This window comes from Flavobacterium sp. CBA20B-1 (genome assembly GCF_028473145.1).
In the GTDB taxonomy this organism is placed as follows: domain Bacteria; phylum Bacteroidota; class Bacteroidia; order Flavobacteriales; family Flavobacteriaceae; genus Flavobacterium.
The window spans coordinates 40,150-55,979 of sequence record NZ_CP092370.1; the positions used below are offsets into that span (position 1 = coordinate 40,150).

20 protein-coding genes and 3 tRNA genes are annotated in these 15,830 nt (G+C 35.1%); 20 read left to right on the forward strand and 3 right to left on the reverse strand.

Annotation, left to right across the window (positions count from 1 at the left end; genetic code table 11):
* Positions 1–22: 22 nt before the first annotated feature.
* Entirely contained in the window at positions 23–991 is a 969-nt protein-coding gene (locus MG290_RS00185; protein ID WP_264561937.1) for a KpsF/GutQ family sugar-phosphate isomerase, read from the reverse strand.
* Positions 992–1,082: 91 nt separating this feature from the next.
* On the opposite strand from MG290_RS00185, the gene MG290_RS00190 reads away from it, so the two are divergent.
* Both MG290_RS00190 and MG290_RS00195 read left to right on the forward strand, forming a co-directional pair.
* Positions 1,083–3,278 (forward strand): RecQ family ATP-dependent DNA helicase, encoded by a 2,196-nt coding sequence (locus MG290_RS00190; RefSeq protein ID WP_264561938.1) that lies wholly within the window; start codon positions 1,083–1,085, stop codon positions 3,276–3,278.
* Positions 3,279–3,288: 10 nt separating this feature from the next.
* Positions 3,289–3,849 carry a rhodanese-like domain-containing protein gene (locus tag MG290_RS00195; RefSeq protein ID WP_264561939.1) on the forward strand — a complete coding sequence of 187 codons (561 nt, stop codon included), beginning with the start codon at positions 3,289–3,291 and terminating at the stop codon, positions 3,847–3,849.
* A gap of 18 nt (positions 3,850–3,867) precedes the next feature.
* Here the strand turns inward: MG290_RS00195 and MG290_RS00200 are convergent, their stop codons facing one another.
* Entirely contained in the window at positions 3,868–4,113 is a 246-nt protein-coding gene (locus tag MG290_RS00200) for a hypothetical protein (protein WP_264561940.1), read from the reverse strand.
* A 92-nt stretch (positions 4,114–4,205) separates the two neighbouring features.
* On the opposite strand from MG290_RS00200, the gene MG290_RS00205 reads away from it, so the two are divergent.
* The 18 genes from MG290_RS00205 to MG290_RS00290 all read left to right on the forward strand — a co-directional run bounded on the left by MG290_RS00205 (position 4,206) and on the right by MG290_RS00290 (position 15,176).
* Positions 4,206–5,777 carry an NAD(P)/FAD-dependent oxidoreductase gene (locus MG290_RS00205; RefSeq protein ID WP_264561941.1) on the forward strand — a complete coding sequence of 524 codons (1,572 nt, stop codon included), beginning with the start codon at positions 4,206–4,208 and terminating at the stop codon, positions 5,775–5,777.
* Positions 5,778–5,840: 63 nt separating this feature from the next.
* Positions 5,841–6,614 carry a 3'-5' exonuclease gene (locus MG290_RS00210; protein ID WP_264561942.1) on the forward strand — a complete coding sequence of 258 codons (774 nt, stop codon included), beginning with the start codon at positions 5,841–5,843 and terminating at the stop codon, positions 6,612–6,614.
* 1 nt (position 6,615) lies between these two features.
* Positions 6,616–7,227, forward strand: coding sequence for a fumarylacetoacetate hydrolase family protein (locus MG290_RS00215; RefSeq protein WP_264561943.1), 612 nt, complete (start codon positions 6,616–6,618; stop codon positions 7,225–7,227).
* A complete protein-coding gene (locus tag MG290_RS00220) occupies positions 7,227–8,489 on the forward strand; it encodes a CinA family nicotinamide mononucleotide deamidase-related protein (RefSeq protein WP_264561944.1) in 1,263 nt (420 codons plus the stop codon). The genes MG290_RS00215 and MG290_RS00220 overlap by 1 nt, the downstream gene beginning before the upstream one ends.
* Before the next feature lie 105 nt (positions 8,490–8,594).
* On the forward strand, positions 8,595–8,831 hold the full coding sequence (gene rpmB, locus MG290_RS00225) for a 50S ribosomal protein L28 (protein ID WP_257499367.1): 237 nt from the start codon (positions 8,595–8,597) through the stop codon (positions 8,829–8,831).
* A gap of 28 nt (positions 8,832–8,859) precedes the next feature.
* The gene (rpmG, locus tag MG290_RS00230) at positions 8,860–9,048 is read left to right on the forward strand and encodes a 50S ribosomal protein L33 (RefSeq protein ID WP_091521250.1); all 189 of its coding nucleotides are present in this window, start codon (positions 8,860–8,862) and stop codon (positions 9,046–9,048) included.
* Between the two features lie 11 nt (positions 9,049–9,059).
* Positions 9,060–9,212 carry a DUF4295 domain-containing protein gene (locus MG290_RS00235; RefSeq protein ID WP_264561945.1) on the forward strand — a complete coding sequence of 51 codons (153 nt, stop codon included), beginning with the start codon at positions 9,060–9,062 and terminating at the stop codon, positions 9,210–9,212.
* 127 nt (positions 9,213–9,339) lie between these two features.
* A complete protein-coding gene (gene ftsY / locus MG290_RS00240; RefSeq protein ID WP_257499365.1) occupies positions 9,340–10,293 on the forward strand; it encodes a signal recognition particle-docking protein FtsY in 954 nt (317 codons plus the stop codon).
* Positions 10,293–10,715, forward strand: coding sequence for a hypothetical protein (locus MG290_RS00245; protein WP_264561946.1), 423 nt, complete (start codon positions 10,293–10,295; stop codon positions 10,713–10,715). The genes ftsY and MG290_RS00245 overlap by 1 nt, the downstream gene beginning before the upstream one ends.
* The gene (locus MG290_RS00250) at positions 10,708–11,025 is read left to right on the forward strand and encodes a DUF721 domain-containing protein (protein WP_257499363.1); all 318 of its coding nucleotides are present in this window, start codon (positions 10,708–10,710) and stop codon (positions 11,023–11,025) included. The genes MG290_RS00245 and MG290_RS00250 overlap by 8 nt, the downstream gene beginning before the upstream one ends.
* A 72-nt stretch (positions 11,026–11,097) precedes the next feature.
* A complete protein-coding gene (locus MG290_RS00255) occupies positions 11,098–12,408 on the forward strand; it encodes a T9SS type A sorting domain-containing protein (protein WP_264561947.1) in 1,311 nt (436 codons plus the stop codon).
* 98 nt (positions 12,409–12,506) lie between these two features.
* Positions 12,507–13,037, forward strand: a complete 531-nt coding sequence (gene idi, locus MG290_RS00260; RefSeq protein ID WP_264563224.1) for an isopentenyl-diphosphate Delta-isomerase — start codon at positions 12,507–12,509, stop codon at positions 13,035–13,037.
* 3 nt (positions 13,038–13,040) lie between these two features.
* On the forward strand, positions 13,041–13,451 hold the full coding sequence (locus tag MG290_RS00265; RefSeq protein ID WP_264561948.1) for a 6-pyruvoyl trahydropterin synthase family protein: 411 nt from the start codon (positions 13,041–13,043) through the stop codon (positions 13,449–13,451).
* Positions 13,452–13,519: 68 nt separating this feature from the next.
* Positions 13,520–14,533 (forward strand): type I phosphomannose isomerase catalytic subunit, encoded by a 1,014-nt coding sequence (locus tag MG290_RS00270; RefSeq protein ID WP_264561949.1) that lies wholly within the window; start codon positions 13,520–13,522, stop codon positions 14,531–14,533.
* 9 nt (positions 14,534–14,542) lie between these two features.
* Positions 14,543–14,809, forward strand: coding sequence for a hypothetical protein (locus MG290_RS00275; RefSeq protein WP_257499359.1), 267 nt, complete (start codon positions 14,543–14,545; stop codon positions 14,807–14,809).
* Positions 14,810–14,888: 79 nt separating this feature from the next.
* Positions 14,889–14,962: transfer RNA gene (locus MG290_RS00280), tRNA-Thr, on the forward strand.
* 32 nt (positions 14,963–14,994) lie between these two features.
* Positions 14,995–15,068: transfer RNA gene (locus tag MG290_RS00285), tRNA-Thr, on the forward strand.
* Positions 15,069–15,102: 34 nt separating this feature from the next.
* Positions 15,103–15,176 (forward strand) — tRNA-Thr (locus MG290_RS00290).
* Between the two features lie 46 nt (positions 15,177–15,222).
* On the opposite strand, the gene MG290_RS00295 is transcribed toward MG290_RS00290, so the two are convergent.
* Positions 15,223–15,822, reverse strand: a complete 600-nt coding sequence (locus MG290_RS00295; protein ID WP_264561950.1) for a CDP-alcohol phosphatidyltransferase family protein — start codon at positions 15,820–15,822, stop codon at positions 15,223–15,225.
* Positions 15,823–15,830 lie beyond the last annotated feature (8 nt).

Below are 15,830 nucleotides of genomic sequence, written 5' to 3' on the forward strand. Positions count from 1 at the left end.
TCTTTATTGGTGTTTTTGTTTTTCACGATACAATTCCTTCTTTTAAAATGTCGTGCAAATGAATGATGCCGGCATATTGATTATTGTCTGTAACCACAAGTTGTGTAATTTCAAATGACTCCATAATGTTTAAAGCGTCTTCTACTTTGGAATTTAAATCGATCGATTTTGGATTTTTTGTCATTAAATCAACGGCAGTAATGGCTGAAAGATCGGTTGTTTTTTCTAACATTCTTCTTATATCACCATCGGTAATAATTCCCTTGATTTCATCTTTTTCTAGAACCGCAGTAACTCCCAAACGTTTATTAGATATTTCAAAGATAACCTCTTGTATGGTAGAAGTGGTTTTTACAGCTGGCTTGTTATTAGTATCTAAAATAGCGTTGACACGCAACAAAAGTTTTTTTCCTAATGCACCCCCCGGATGAAACTTCGCAAAATCATTTGCTGTAAAATTTCGCATTTCAATTAAAGCTACAGCCAGTGCATCGCCCAAGGCTAACTGTACCGTGGTGCTGGTGGTTGGCGCCAAATTGTTGGGGTCTGCTTCTTTTTCCACATAAGCATTGATTACAAAATCGGCATTTTTTCCTAAAAACGAAGCGCTGTTTCCGGTCATTGCAATTAAAATGTTGCCATCGCGTTTTAATAGCGGCACCAAAACTTTAATTTCTGGGCTGTTTCCGCTTTTGGAAATGCATAAAATAATATCATTTTTTGTAATCATTCCCAAATCTCCATGAACAGCTTCGGCAGCATGTAAGAACATTGATGGTGTTCCAGTAGAGTTTAATGTAGCGACAATTTTTTGACCAATATGTGCACTTTTGCCAATTCCAGTGACAATTAAACGACCTTTTGTGTTAAAAATAGCCGATACAGCGTTTAAAAAGTCATCATTTAAAAAGTCGATAGCCTTTGTAATTGCATCGCTTTCAGCTTTTAAAGTGCTTTTGGCAGCAGATAATATGTTAAAATTGATATTCAAAACGCAAACGTGTTAGGTAAATTTTGATAAAACTAAAAGATTTGTATATCTTTATAATTGCAAATTTAGATAAAATAGCATAATTAAAAACATGAAATCAATCGAAATTGACTTACATAAAGAATTAAAAAAATATTTTGGATTCAGTCAGTTCAAAGGATTGCAAGAACAAGTTGTAAATAGCATTATTTATGGCAACAATACTTTTGTAATCATGCCAACTGGAGGCGGAAAATCTTTATGTTACCAATTACCTGCGTTAGTGTTAGAAGGAACTGCAATTGTGGTGTCGCCCCTTATTGCTTTAATGAAAAACCAAGTCGATGCCATTCGCGGATTATCAAACGAAATTGGCGTGGCTCACGTTTTAAATTCTTCGTTAACAAAAACAGAAATCACACAGGTTAAAGACGATATTAAAAAAGGTGTTACCAAACTTTTATATGTTGCTCCAGAATCGCTTACAAAAGAAGAATATGTTTCTTTTTTAAACTCGGTTCCGCTGTCTTTTATCGCCATAGATGAAGCACACTGTATTTCGGAATGGGGGCATGATTTCAGACCTGAATATCGAAATTTACGCAATATCATCCGCAAATTGGGCGATATTCCTATTATTGGGTTAACAGCAACTGCCACACCAAAAGTGCAAGAGGATATTCTTAAAAACCTTGAAATTCCCAATGCAAATGTGTTTAAGGCATCGTTCAACAGACCCAATTTGTATTATGAAGTACGACCAAAAACAAAAAATATCGAAGCAGATATCATTAAATTTATCAATCAATTTAAAGGTAAATCGGGCGTTATTTATTGTTTAAGTCGAAAAAAAGTAGAAGAAATTACTCAAGTTTTGCAAGTAAATGGTATAACGGCTGTTCCGTACCATGCAGGATTAGATGCAAAAACCCGCGCCAAACATCAAGACATGTTTTTAATGGAAGATGTAAATGTGGTGGTAGCAACGATTGCGTTTGGAATGGGAATCGACAAACCCGATGTGCGTTTTGTAATTCATCACGATATACCCAAATCGCTTGAAAGTTATTATCAAGAAACAGGACGTGCCGGCCGCGATGGAGGCGAAGGTTATTGCTTGGCCTATTATGCTTATAAAGATATTGAAAAGCTTGAAAAATTTATGACAGGAAAGCCATTGGCTGAACAAGAAATTGGTTTTGCTTTGTTGCAAGAAGTGGTTGCTTATGCCGAAACATCTGTTTCGCGCCGTAAATTTTTACTACATTATTTTGGTGAAGAATTTGATGAAGTAAATGGGGAAGGAGCCGATATGGATGATAATTCGCGCAACCCTAAAACCAAAAAAGAAGCCCAAGACCAAGTGGTACTTCTTTTAAAAACCATAAAAGATACCAAGCAAATCTATAAATCAAAAGAAATTGTATTAACCTTATTAGGAAAAATAAACTCGATTATAAAATCCTATAAAACCGATACCCAAAGCATATTTGGCGCAGGAAAAGACTATACAGATAAATATTGGATGGCCTTGATACGCCAAGTATTAGTTGCAGGTTTTATTTCAAAAGATATTGAAAGCTACGGTGTTATTAAAATGACGCCACAAGGAGAAGATTTCTTAAAAAATCCGTCGTCTTTTATGATGACAGAAGATCATAATTACGAAGAAACAGCAGATGATAGCATCATTGTAAATAATAAATCATCAAATGTAGCCGATGAAGTATTGGTTGGTATGCTGAAAGACCTCCGCAAAAAAGTAGCCAAAAAAATGGGCGTTCCGCCGTTTGTTGTTTTTCAAGACCCCTCATTAGATGATATGGCGTTAAAATATCCCATTAGAATGGATGAATTAGCCAATGTGCATGGGGTGAGCGAAGGAAAAGCTAAAAAATACGGTAAGGAATTCTTAGAATTAATCAATAGATATGTAGAAGAAAACGATGTGATTCGTCCTGATGACTTGGTTGTAAAATCTACAGGTGCCAATTCTGCATTGAAATTATTTATTATTCAAAGTGTGGATCGAAAATTATCGTTGGAAGATATTGCCTCTGCAAAAAGTCTAGATATGGATCTGCTTTTGAAAGAAATGGAGCAAATTGTATATTCAGGCACTAAACTGAACATCAACTATTGGATTGATGATATTTTGGACGACGACCAGCAAGATGAAATCAAAGAATATTTTATGGAAGCTGAAAACGACTCTATTAAAGCGGCTTTAAAGGAATTCGACGGCGATTATGATATTGAAGAATTGCGTTTAATGCGTATAAAATTTATTAGTGAAGTAGCCAATTAATTTTTGTTGAATGAAAAAGTTAAGCTTTGCAATTGTAGCGTTTTTCAGTGTGTGCAGTATCTTTGCTCAAAGCAACGATGCAAATCAGAATTATCCAAAAGCTTTAGTGAACTATGATGATTATAAAGGATTAATAGCGGAAGTAGACGAACACAGAACCGAGCGTTTAATTGATTTTAATACATTTTTAAAAATGAGCAAAGAAGAAAATGTAGTTATTTTAGACACTCGTTCCACTTTTCGATACAACTTAAAACATATTGAAGGTGCGGTTCACTTAAGCTTTACCGATTTTACACAACAAGCATTACAAGCATTAATTCCTGACCCCAAAACCAAAATTTTGATTTATTGTAACAACAATTTTGAAGGCGATCAAGTGAATTTTGCCTCTAAAGTTGCTGGCTCAAACTCTAAAGCACCAGCTCATACGCAACCTTTGACATTGGCGTTAAACATACCAACCTACGTTAATTTATATGGATATGGTTATAGAAACGTTTATGAATTAGACGAACTAGTAAATATAAATGATCCCAGATTAAAATTAGAAGGAGTTGGGGTGAGGTAGGAAGGTACATCTAAATGCTTATGCAATATCGCTGTACAACTCTCCTCGATGTGGCTTTAGTATATCGCGCAATTTTCGCATTAAATCATCATTTACTACGATAAAAGCAATAGCATGCATTTCATTTATCTGTTCAAATCCCGTAATATTAACGGGTAAACCTTCTATTTGTATGAATTGTTTCAAATGAATTTCCTGATGTTCTGCAGTTTTCAATGCATCATATCCTCTAAAATCCCAAATTAACTTGATTTGTCGTTCCATGCTTTGTAAATTTCAGTAAATTTAAAACATCCTTTTTAAATCAAAACCATAATTAATGTACTTTTGTATTTTCAAATTTGCTTTATAAAAAAATGCCTCAAGAAATACAATTACAAGTTCTTCCCCAAATAGCAGTTGACAACCAATTGCTGACAGATTATGTGGCAAAATTAACACATACATCGGTTCGCGATATTCAACATATATCCATTTTAAAACGCTCTATCGATGCCCGCCAAAAACAGATAAAAATAAATTTAAAAATTCATGTTTTTTTTCAAGGCGAAGAAGTAGTGCATCGCACCATTCATTTTCCCGAATATAAAAATATAAAAAACGCACCAGTTGCCATTGTTGTTGGTGCAGGTCCGGCTGGATATTTTGCAGCTTTGCAATTAATTGAATTAGGTGTGAAACCAATCGTTATAGAACGTGGAAAAGATGTGCGTGGTCGCAGAAGAGATTTAAAAGCAATTAATGTGGATCATGTTGTAAACCCCGATTCCAACTATTGTTTTGGCGAAGGAGGTGCAGGAACCTATTCAGATGGTAAACTATATACCCGCTCAAAAAAAAGAGGCGATGTAAACCGAATTTTAGAACTTTTGGTGGCTTTTGGCGCATCGCAAGATATTTTGGTAGAAGCACATCCGCATATTGGCACTAATAAATTGCCTAAAATCATGGAAGATATGCGCCACAAAATTATCGAGTTTGGGGGCGAAGTGCTTTTTGATAAACGGGTGATCGATTTTGATATTAAAGGCAATGAAATAAATGGAGTAGTTTTGCATACGGGAGAAAAAATTCCTGCGCGCCAAGTGATTTTGGCTACCGGACATTCGGCACGAGATATTTTTGAATTATTAGATCGAAAAGAAGTGCTCATTGAAGCGAAACCTTTTGCTTTGGGAGTTCGGGCAGAACATCCGCAATCACTTATTGACAGTATTCAATATTCTTGTGATTTTAGGGGAGAATACTTGCCACCGGCACCGTACTCCATCGTAAAGCAAGTAAACGGTCGTGGAATGTATTCTTTCTGTATGTGTCCGGGAGGAGTTATTGCACCTTGTGCCACTAACGTGGAAGAAGTGGTAACGAATGGATGGTCGCCTTCAAAACGCGATCAAGCTACGGCCAACTCTGGAATTGTTGTGGAATTGAAATTAGAAGATTTTAAACCATTCCAAAAACATGGTGCTTTGGCAGGAATGTATTTTCAAAAAGAAATTGAAAACACCGCCTGGAAAGTAGCAGGTAAAACACAAAAAGTCCCTGCGCAGCGAATGATTGATTTTTCCAATAAAAAAATATCCGAATCCCTACCAAAAACGTCTTATGTTCCCGGCGTGGTTTCGGCTGAATTAGGGGATGTTTTCCCGAAATTTTTAACAGGTATCATGCGCCAAGGATTTCAAGAGTTTGGAAAAACAATGAAAGGATATTTTACAAACGAAGCTATTTTGCATGCACCCGAAAGCAGAACATCATCGCCAGTGCGTATTCCAAGAAACGAGGAAACGTTGGAACACCTGCAAATAAAAGGTTTGTATCCTTGCGGAGAAGGTGCTGGATATGCCGGAGGAATTATTTCTGCAGCGATCGATGGTGAAAAATGTGCCATTAAATGTGCCGAACAAATTTTTGGTTATAGAAGTTAAATTAATTAAAGTACGTGGTTTAAAGGAAAATAAGTGTACCTTAAAACATTAAATCTAAAAAAAATGGAATTAAAATTAAACCGTCCGATATGTTTTTTCGATTTAGAAACAACAGGAATTGATGTAGCAAAAGACAGAATTGTAGAAATTTCGATATTAAAAATTTTTCCAAACGGAAACAAAGAAAGCAAAACGTGGTTGGTAAACCCAACGGTTCCTATTCCGGCACACGCCACAGCTGTTCATGGAATTACCAATGAAAAGGTTGCCAATGAACCTACTTTTAAAGAATTAGCAGGTCAGGTTTATAATATGATAAAAGACGCCGATTTGGCAGGATATAATTCCGACCGATTCGATATTCCGCTTTTAGCAGAAGAATTGCTTCGTGCCGATGTAGATTTTGATATGAAAAACCGTGTGTCTATTGATGTGCAAACAATTTTTCATAAAAAAGAAGAGCGTACATTGAGTGCCGCTTTAAAATTTTATTGCAATAAATCGCTTGATAATGCCCATTCTGCAGCAGCCGATACCGAAGCAACTTATGAAATTCTGAAGGCACAATTAGATCGATACGAAGATTTAGAAAACGATATGAAAGCCCTTTCTGTATTCACAACTCGTAAAAAATCAGTAGATTTTGCCGGATTTATCGCTTTAAATGATAAAGGAGAAGAAATTTTTACCTTTGGAAAGCATAAGGGTACTTTGGTAGATGATGTTTTAGAGCGCGAGCCAGGTTATTTTGGTTGGATACAAAACGCGGATTTTCCTTTATACACCAAAAAAGTTCTAACAAGTATTAAATTGCGAAAACTGACTAATAAATTTTAGTATGAAAATTATTTGTGTAGGAAGAAATTATATCGATCATATCAACGAGCTTTCTAATCAAAAACCCACTGAACCTGTGCTGTTTATGAAGCCCGATACCAGTGTATTGAACAATGGAAATCCGTTTGTAATACCTGAATTTTCAGCCGATGTGCATTACGAAGTAGAAATTCTTGTAAAAATCAGTAAAGTGGGCAAATACATTCAGCCAAAATTTGCCGATAAATACTACAATCAAATTGGTTTAGGTATTGATTTCACCGCACGCGACCTGCAATCGAAATTAAAAGAAAAAGGTTTACCTTGGGAAATTGCAAAAGGTTTTGACGGATCGGCCGTTATTGGTGATTTTGTCGATAAAACAAAGTTTGAAGACTTGCAAAATGTGTCGTTTCAGTTAAAGAAAAACAGCGAAACCGTGCAAAGCGGCAACACCAAAGATATGCTTTGGCAAATCAACGAGCTAATTGCTTATATATCGCAATTTTTTACATTGAAAACGGGTGATGTGATTTTTACCGGAACACCAAGTGGCGTTGCAAAAGTGCATCCCAATGATGAATTGGAAGGATTTATAGAAGGTGAAAAAATGTTTAGTTTTAAAGTAATCTAATGAAAGCAGCAATTATAACCATTGGCGATGAGCTGTTGATAGGGCAGGTGGTTGATACAAACAGTGTTTTTATAGGGCAACAGTTAGAAGCAATTGGCTGTAAAGTGATTGAAAAAATAGCTGTTTCGGATACATTTCATCAAATTATTGAAACATTTGAAAAATACCAAAACAAAGTTGATTTAGTGATTATTACGGGTGGTTTAGGTCCCACAAAAGACGATATCACCAAAAAAACTTTTGCCCACTATTTTAATGATGAATTAGTGATGAATACGGCTGTTTTAGATCATGTAACCCAACTCATTGCCAACTATTACAACCGACCGTTAAACGAAATGAACCGATTGCAGGCTTTAGTGCCTTCAAGATGCGAAGTGCTTTTTAACGATGTGGGCACCGCTCCGGGTATGTTAATGGTTAAAGAACAAACGGTTTTTGTGTCATTGCCCGGCGTTCCATACGAAATGAAATATTTAATTACCGAAAAGTTGTTTCCCTATATAAAAAAACACTTTCAGTTAGATGCGATCGTGCACAAAACCGTGCTTACAGTAGGTATTGGTGAAAGTATGTTGGCTGAAAAAATAGCGCTTTGGGAAGACAGTTTGCAGCTTCAAAACATTCATTTGGCTTATCTGCCACAGTTTGGTTTGGTGCGCTTGCGATTGAGCAAAACAGGTGATTCTGTTGAAGAAATAACTCAAGAAATTGATGAGAAGATTAAGGAGTTGCAACAATTAATTCCTACATTTTTCATTGGTGTAACAAATACCGATACGTTGTTTGATGAGGTGGTGCAATTGCTAAAAAAGAGCGGTTTAACGCTTGCAACAGCCGAAAGTTGCACAGGAGGAAGTATTGCTCAAAAACTCACATCTATAGAAGGAGCTTCGGCTTATTTTAAAGGCAGTGCCGTTACCTATGCAACAGAATCGAAGGTAAATGTTTTAGGTGTTCAGCAACAAACAATCGATACTTATAGTGTGGTAAGCCAAGAAGTTGCCAAAGAAATGGCAGTTGGTGCAAAAAAAATATTTCAAACAGATCTTGCCATAGCAACTACTGGTAATGCCGGTCCGCTAAAAGGTGATGCCGATGCAGAAGTAGGAACCGTTTGTATTGCATTTGTGTATGAGGATAAAGTAGAAAGCTTTACTTACAATTTTGGAAAACCACGCCACAAAGTAATTCAAGCAGCTGTTGAAAAAACATGGTTGCTTTTGTATCAATATATAAGATTGCAAATAAAATCAACCTAAAAAATAGGGGGGTGGTTTCTATTAAATCAAAAAAAAGAAAAAGAACACTTGTTTAAATAAATTTTAATTCGTTATTTTGCACACTGATTTTAAAAGTAAGAAATAATGTCAAGAGTTTGTCAAATTACAGGAAAGCGCGCGATGGTTGGAAACAATGTATCACACGCTATGAACAAAACTAAGAGAAAGTTTTCTGTTAACTTAGTTAAAAAGCGTTTCTACATCGCTGAAGAGGATAGATGGGTTACTTTAAAAGTATCAACATCTGCATTAAAAACAATTAACAAAAAAGGTATTGCTGCAGTTCTTAAAGATGCTAAAGCAAGTGGATTATTAAAATAATTCCATTCACCATTAAAATTTTATCAAGATGGCAAAGAAAGCAAAAGGAAACAGAATCCAAGTAATTTTAGAATGTACAGAGCATAAAGCAACCGGATTACCAGGTACATCGCGTTACATTACTACAAAAAACAAAAAGAATACTCCAGATAGAATGGAAATCAAAAAATTCAATCCTATCTTAAAGAAAGTAACAGTTCATAAAGAAATTAAATAATTTAGTTAGTCATGGCAAAGAAAACCGTAGCAACATTACAAGGAGGTTCAAAGAAATTAACCAAAGCTATTAAAATGGTTAAATCTCCAAAATCAGGCGCTTACACGTTTGTAGAGACCGTATTGGCTCCTGAATTAGTGGATGAATTTTTAGCAAAAAAATAATCATTCAAAAATAAATCATAAAAGCTATCTAAATTATTAGGTAGCTTTTTTTATTTTCTAACAAATGATATTTATCAAAAATTGTTAAATTAATATCAGTATATTTGTTTCATAAAAATTGTAGTATATGAGTTTTTTTAAGCGTTTATTTTCATCAGAAAAGAAAGAAACACTTGATAAAGGGCTTGAGAAATCAAAAACCTCTTTTTTTGATAAATTATCAAAAGCGGTTGCCGGTAAATCAAAAGTAGATGATGATGTTTTAGATGATTTGGAAGATGTGTTAATCACTTCAGATGTTGGTGTGAATACCACTTTAAAAATTATCAATCGAATTGAAAAGCGTGTTGCCGAAGATAAATATTTAGGAACCGATGAGCTGAACAAAATTTTGCGCGAAGAAATTTCGGGATTGCTTTCGGAAACCCAATCGGGCGAAGCTACAGAATTCGAAGTACCAAAAGATAAAAAGCCATATGTAATAATGGTTGTTGGTGTGAATGGCGTTGGAAAAACCACCACAATTGGCAAATTGGCGTATCAGTTCAAAAAAGCAGGACACAAAGTGGTTTTAGGTGCGGCAGATACGTTTCGTGCGGCGGCAATTGACCAATTGCAAATTTGGGCAGATCGCGTGCAAGTACCTATCGTAAAACAGCAAATGGGGTCAGATCCGGCTTCGGTTGCTTTTGATACCTTAGAATCGGCAGTGGCGCAAAATGCCGATGTGGTAATTATTGATACCGCTGGACGTTTGCATAACAAAGTAGGTTTAATGAACGAACTTACAAAGGTGAAACGCGTAATGCAAAAGGTTATTGGCGATGCACCACACGATGTGATGTTGGTTTTAGACGGATCAACCGGACAAAACGCGTTTGAACAAGCAAAACAATTCACGGCAGCAACAGAAGTATCTTCTTTAGCAGTCACAAAATTAGACGGTACAGCAAAAGGCGGCGTGGTGATTGGTATTTCAGATCAATTTCAAATTCCGGTAAAATACATCGGAGTGGGCGAGGGTATTGAAGATTTGCAAGTGTTTAATAAATACGAATTCGTAGATTCATTCTTTAAATAATGAGAAAAATTTTAAGTTTTGTTGTATTTGCAATTGTTTTAGTATCGTGTTCAAAACCCATTTCTGCTGAACAGCTCCAACATTTGAATGGTTATTGGGAAATAAGCGAAGCAAAAACAGAAGATGGCGATTTAAAAACGTTTCAATCAAACAACAATGTAGATTATTTTCAATTGAATGGCGATAAAGGAACGCGAAGCAAAATAGTGCCTCAGCTAAATGGAAAAGCGCAATCAAACGGTATTCAAGAGCAATTTGTGGTAATCGATTCTGCCAACGCCACTTATTTGAAATATACTACGCAGTTTTCAAAATGGACCGAAAAAATCGATCAATTGTCAAAAAATCAGTTGGTAATCATCAATAATAACAATGTAAAATACACCTATAAACGATATACACCCATCCAGATAAATGAATAACAAAAAATTCAATCCTCACAAAAGATTACACGAAGAATCATCTGTACAAAATGTTTTGGGAAAGATGATTGAAGGATACAATCTAGAGAAAGGTTTTGATAAATTAAACGTTCGCGAAGCATGGATCAATTTGCTAGGACCAGGAATTGCAAACTACACCCAACAGATTGAACTGCGCAAAAACACCTTATTCGTGTCGCTTTCATCCGATGTGCTTAGAGAAGAGTTAAGCTACGGAATTGATAAAATAATAAAAATGATCAATGAAAGCTTGGGAAAGGAAATTGTAAAAAAAATAATTTTAAAATAACTCATAATTTTTATGAGTTATTTTTTTGCCGAAACAAAATAATTTGTATATTCGATTAAAATACAAAACATTATGAATAGAAAAATACTTTTAGCAGCAGTTTTATTAGCGTCGATTTCCGTACATGCGCAAAGCTTTAACAATCGTGCGTCATTTTGGTTAAAGCCAAATAAAACAAATAACACCGCGCAAATGTTCAACAAAAATGCAGCAGTAAATGGCAATAGCAATCAGTCATTAACGACCTCAATTGGTGCTGGAGATTCTAATTTCTATATGGTTTTCAAATCAGAAGACGGTATTGAAAAAGATTTGATGAACTTTACGTTTACGTGTGCTCAACACGCCGTTACCACTCATAATATTAATTACCACGATGCATCTACAATCGATCAAAAAAGAAGAACAGGTGCTATCGTTAAATATGGTTTTAACTATCCAAATGCCACAGGTGATAAGAATTATGTAACCATTATTGATACTCCGAATGATTTAACCGATGTGTATGAGGTAATCTATGTAAATGATACGTTTACCGAATTAGATCATCAGCAAATTCAAACGTATCTATCTATTAAATATGGAATTTCATTGATTGATAATGCCAATTATGTAGATGCAAACGGAAAACAAATTTGGAACCACCAATTGAATCCAGCCTATAACAATACCATTACAGGGTTGGGAAGAAGTGATTATTTTGGTTTAAACAAATTGGAAACAGTAAATTCTGTTGATAAGCGTTTAGCAATCAGCAGTGATGGGTTTGCGAATAACGAGTATCTTTTTGTTGGATCAATTAACGAAAAAACAAACTTTGTTAAAGAAAACGATGCAGAAATTTTAGATTCTTCATGGTTGGTTCAAACCAATAAAAAACCAGCGGTTGCAAACTTGCGTTTCAATTTAGGAGCTTTAAAAAACACTGGAACGTATCAATTGGCGATTAACCCGTCAGCAACTACTTTTGAGAATGATGCGAACGTGTTGCGTGTTGAAGGAAAAGTACAAGGCAATGAATTGGTTTTTGAAAACGTAGTTTTTGATACAGATGGCAATGGTTATGATACTTTTTCAATAGTGCATACTACACAATCTAAACAAACTACAAAACCAGAAATTGTATCTAATTTAGATTCAAAAGTTAACGCGTATCCAAACCCGGCGCGCATCAACGAAACGGTAAATGTAACTTACAATTTTGGAAAACCAACCAATTTGAATATTCATGTCTTCACATTAGATGGCAAATTAGTAAGTAAAAAAGAGGTAAATAACATAGAAAGTTATGTTTTTGATACCACATTCTCGTCAAATGGAGTATATCTGATTGTATCAACCTATAACGGTGAGGTTACCACAAACCGAATCATTGTAAAATAAAACAAAACATATTTCATTAAAAGCACCCTTTTGCATAGAAGGGTGTTTTTTTATTCCTATTAAAAATTGTATTTTTGATTTTTGTAATACCCGATATGATAACCGAAGAACAAGTAATTTTAGTAAACGAAAAAGATCAGCCCATTGGTTTAATGCCCAAAATGCAAGCACACCAAGAAGCATTATTGCACCGTGCGTTTTCGGTTTTTATATTGAACGATAAAAACGAAATTATGCTGCAACAACGCGCTGCTCACAAATACCATTCTCCGATGTTGTGGACCAACACTTGTTGTAGCCATCAACGCGATGGCGAAACCAATATTCAAGCCGGAACCCGCCGTTTGCAAGAAGAAATGGGATTTACCGCAAGTTTGGAAGAAGTTTTTTCATTTATCTACAAAGTGCCGTTTGACAATGGATTAACCGAACATGAATTTGATCATGTAATGGTGGGATATTACAATCAAAAACCCGAAATCAACAAAGAAGAAGTAGAAAATTGGAAATGGATGAGCGCCGAAGCAATTAAAAGCGATATGCAGGTGCATCCAGAACATTATACCGAATGGTTCAAAATTATTTTTGATAAATTTTACCATTACATTCAACAAGTTCAGAAAAAGTAAGTTATGAGAGTTACAGTTTGCAGAAAAGCACATTTTAACGCAGCACACCGTTTGTACAGAAAAGATTGGACCGACGAGAAAAACGAATTGATTTTCGGCAAGTGCAACAACCCCAATTTTCACGGTCATAATTATGAACTTATAGTAGAGGTAACCGGTACGGTGAATCCAGAAACAGGCTATGTGATTGATATAAAAGAGTTAAGCGATTTGATTTATGAAGAAGTAGAGCTTCCTTTTGATCATAAAAACTTAAATATAGATGTGCCCGATTTTAAAGATTTGAATCCAACGGCAGAACATATAGCTTATGTCATTTGGAACAAATTGCGAAAACGCCTGCCATTAAAACTAGATTTAGATGTAACGTTGTATGAAACCCCAAGAAATTTTGTAAAGTATTGTGGTTTATGATTATTTTACAGAAAATCATTTAAGAAAATTTGTAAATTGCACCCTTAATTTATCCGAATAAGTTACAATTGAATTCGACACCCAAACATATAAATAAGCACAACCTCCAATCAAAATTTAAAAGCTATCCGCTTTATTTTCAGCCTATTCTGAAAGAACGAATTTGGGGTGGCGAGAAATTAAAGGCATTAGGCAAAAAAATTCCAAGTAAAAATATAGGAGAAAGTTGGGAAATTTCTATGATAGATACCGATGTAAATGTGGTTACAAACGGTATTTATCAAGAAAAAAACCTGGCCGAATTGATTCATTTGTATCCCAATGAAATATTAGGAACAAAAGTATATCAAAAATACGGCACGCAATTTCCTTTGTTGTTTAAGTTTTTAGATGCCAAAACCGATTTGTCTATTCAGTTGCATCCAAACGATGAATTGGCAAAAAAACGCCACAATTCATTTGGCAAAACAGAAATGTGGTATATTATGCAAGCCGACGACGATGCACGGATTATTTTAGGATTTAAAAAGGATAGTTCGCCCGAAGAATATATCCAACATTTGCAAAACAAAACCTTACCCAATGTTTTGCAGGAATATTATGTTCAAAAAGGAGATGTGTTCTTTATTGAAACCGGAACCATTCATGCCATTGGCGGTGGAATTCTTTTAGCAGAAATTCAGCAAACCTCAGACATCACATACCGCGTTTATGATTGGGATCGGGTAGATGATCAAGGAAATGAGCGGGAATTACATGTAGATTTGGCTTTAGAAGCAATTAATTATAAAAATAAAGATCCAAAAATTCAATACCAAAAAAAGGAAAATGAAGCAATTAATTTAGTTGATTGTCCTTTTTTTACAACAAAAATAGTTTCATTGACCTCTTTGTATGAAGTAGCCAAAAATAGTGATTGTTTTTTGGTGTATATTTGTACCGAAGGAAGCGCGCAGTTAACCGCAAACAATGAAACATTTCAGGTACAGCAAGGCACAACCATTTTAGTACCTGCACAGTTAACCAATTTTGCATTCACTGGAAATGCAACCTTATTAGAAGTATTTATTAATGAAATATAAGTGATTATTATGGCAAATGTTAGAAATTTAAAGAAAGACATTAATTTTGTTTTAGGCGATATTATAGAAGCAGTTTATATTTGGGAAATGTCCACAGCAGGAAAGCCAACCCAAGAATCAGAAGCGATTATAGATGAAGCAATAGAAAAATTCGATGTTTTAATCGAAAGAGTGAACAATAAAAAGGTAGAAAACAAAAAAGCGCACTTTAAAGCAATTTATTCAGATTTAGAAGAAACTGCAAATCAATTAGTTGAAAAAATCAATAAATTGTAATAAAAAAAAACATTAAAAAATTTACGGTAGCTCTTGCAGAATCAAAAAACAGCAGTATATTTGCAACCGTAAATGAGTCGCCTCTGTAGCTCAGCTGGCTAGAGCAGCTGATTTGTAATCAGCAGGTCGTGGGTTCGAGTCCCTCCAGAGGCTCAAGTTCTTTTAACAATTGAAAATATTATTTTGCCTCTGTAGCTCAGCTGGCTAGAGCAGCTGATTTGTAATCAGCAGGTCGTGGGTTCGAGTCCCTCTAGAGGCTCTAAATTTTCAATAAAAGTACTAATTTACATTTTGCCTCTGTAGCTCAGCTGGCTAGAGCAGCTGATTTGTAATCAGCAGGTCGTGGGTTCGAGTCCCTCCAGAGGCTCTAAAAAAACTTCTAAAGCAATTTAGGAGTTTTTTTCTTTTTACAATCAGTCGTTCAGTAACTTACTTTTTTTAAACGGAACACCTTTTCTGATTAAATGTGCATGATAGCTACTTGGAATATCGTTTTGCCATTTTGGTAAAATCAAAATAATGAGAATGACATCTGCTTGCGAGATAATTCCCCAGATAATAGTAAGATTTAGCAGCCAACCAGTATGTTGAAAACCGAGTATCGCCACAAAAGTTGCAAATAATAACAATCCCCATATCTTCGATAAAAAAGCATGTGTACATGTTTCTTTGCCAAATTTTATGAAGCTGGTGGCATAACACATTGCTTCCATTACAAAAAGAGAAATAATTCCGATTTTGTGTGTTGTGAAAATATCGGGTTGCAGCATATAGCAGCTGTATGCAATAGATAACCAAAATAGTAAATCTACTTGGCTGTCCATTCGGCGTAATTTAACAGTTGTTATATTTTGTTTTCGTGCGATGATTCCATCAAAAATATCCGATAAAAGTCCTAAAAACATCAATACTACGAGCAACAATCGCGCTTCATTACCCATTTTACAGGCAAGTACCAAGATTAGTGGTGCTAAAAGAAAACGAAAAACTATTAATAAATGTGGAATTTTCATTTGATTAA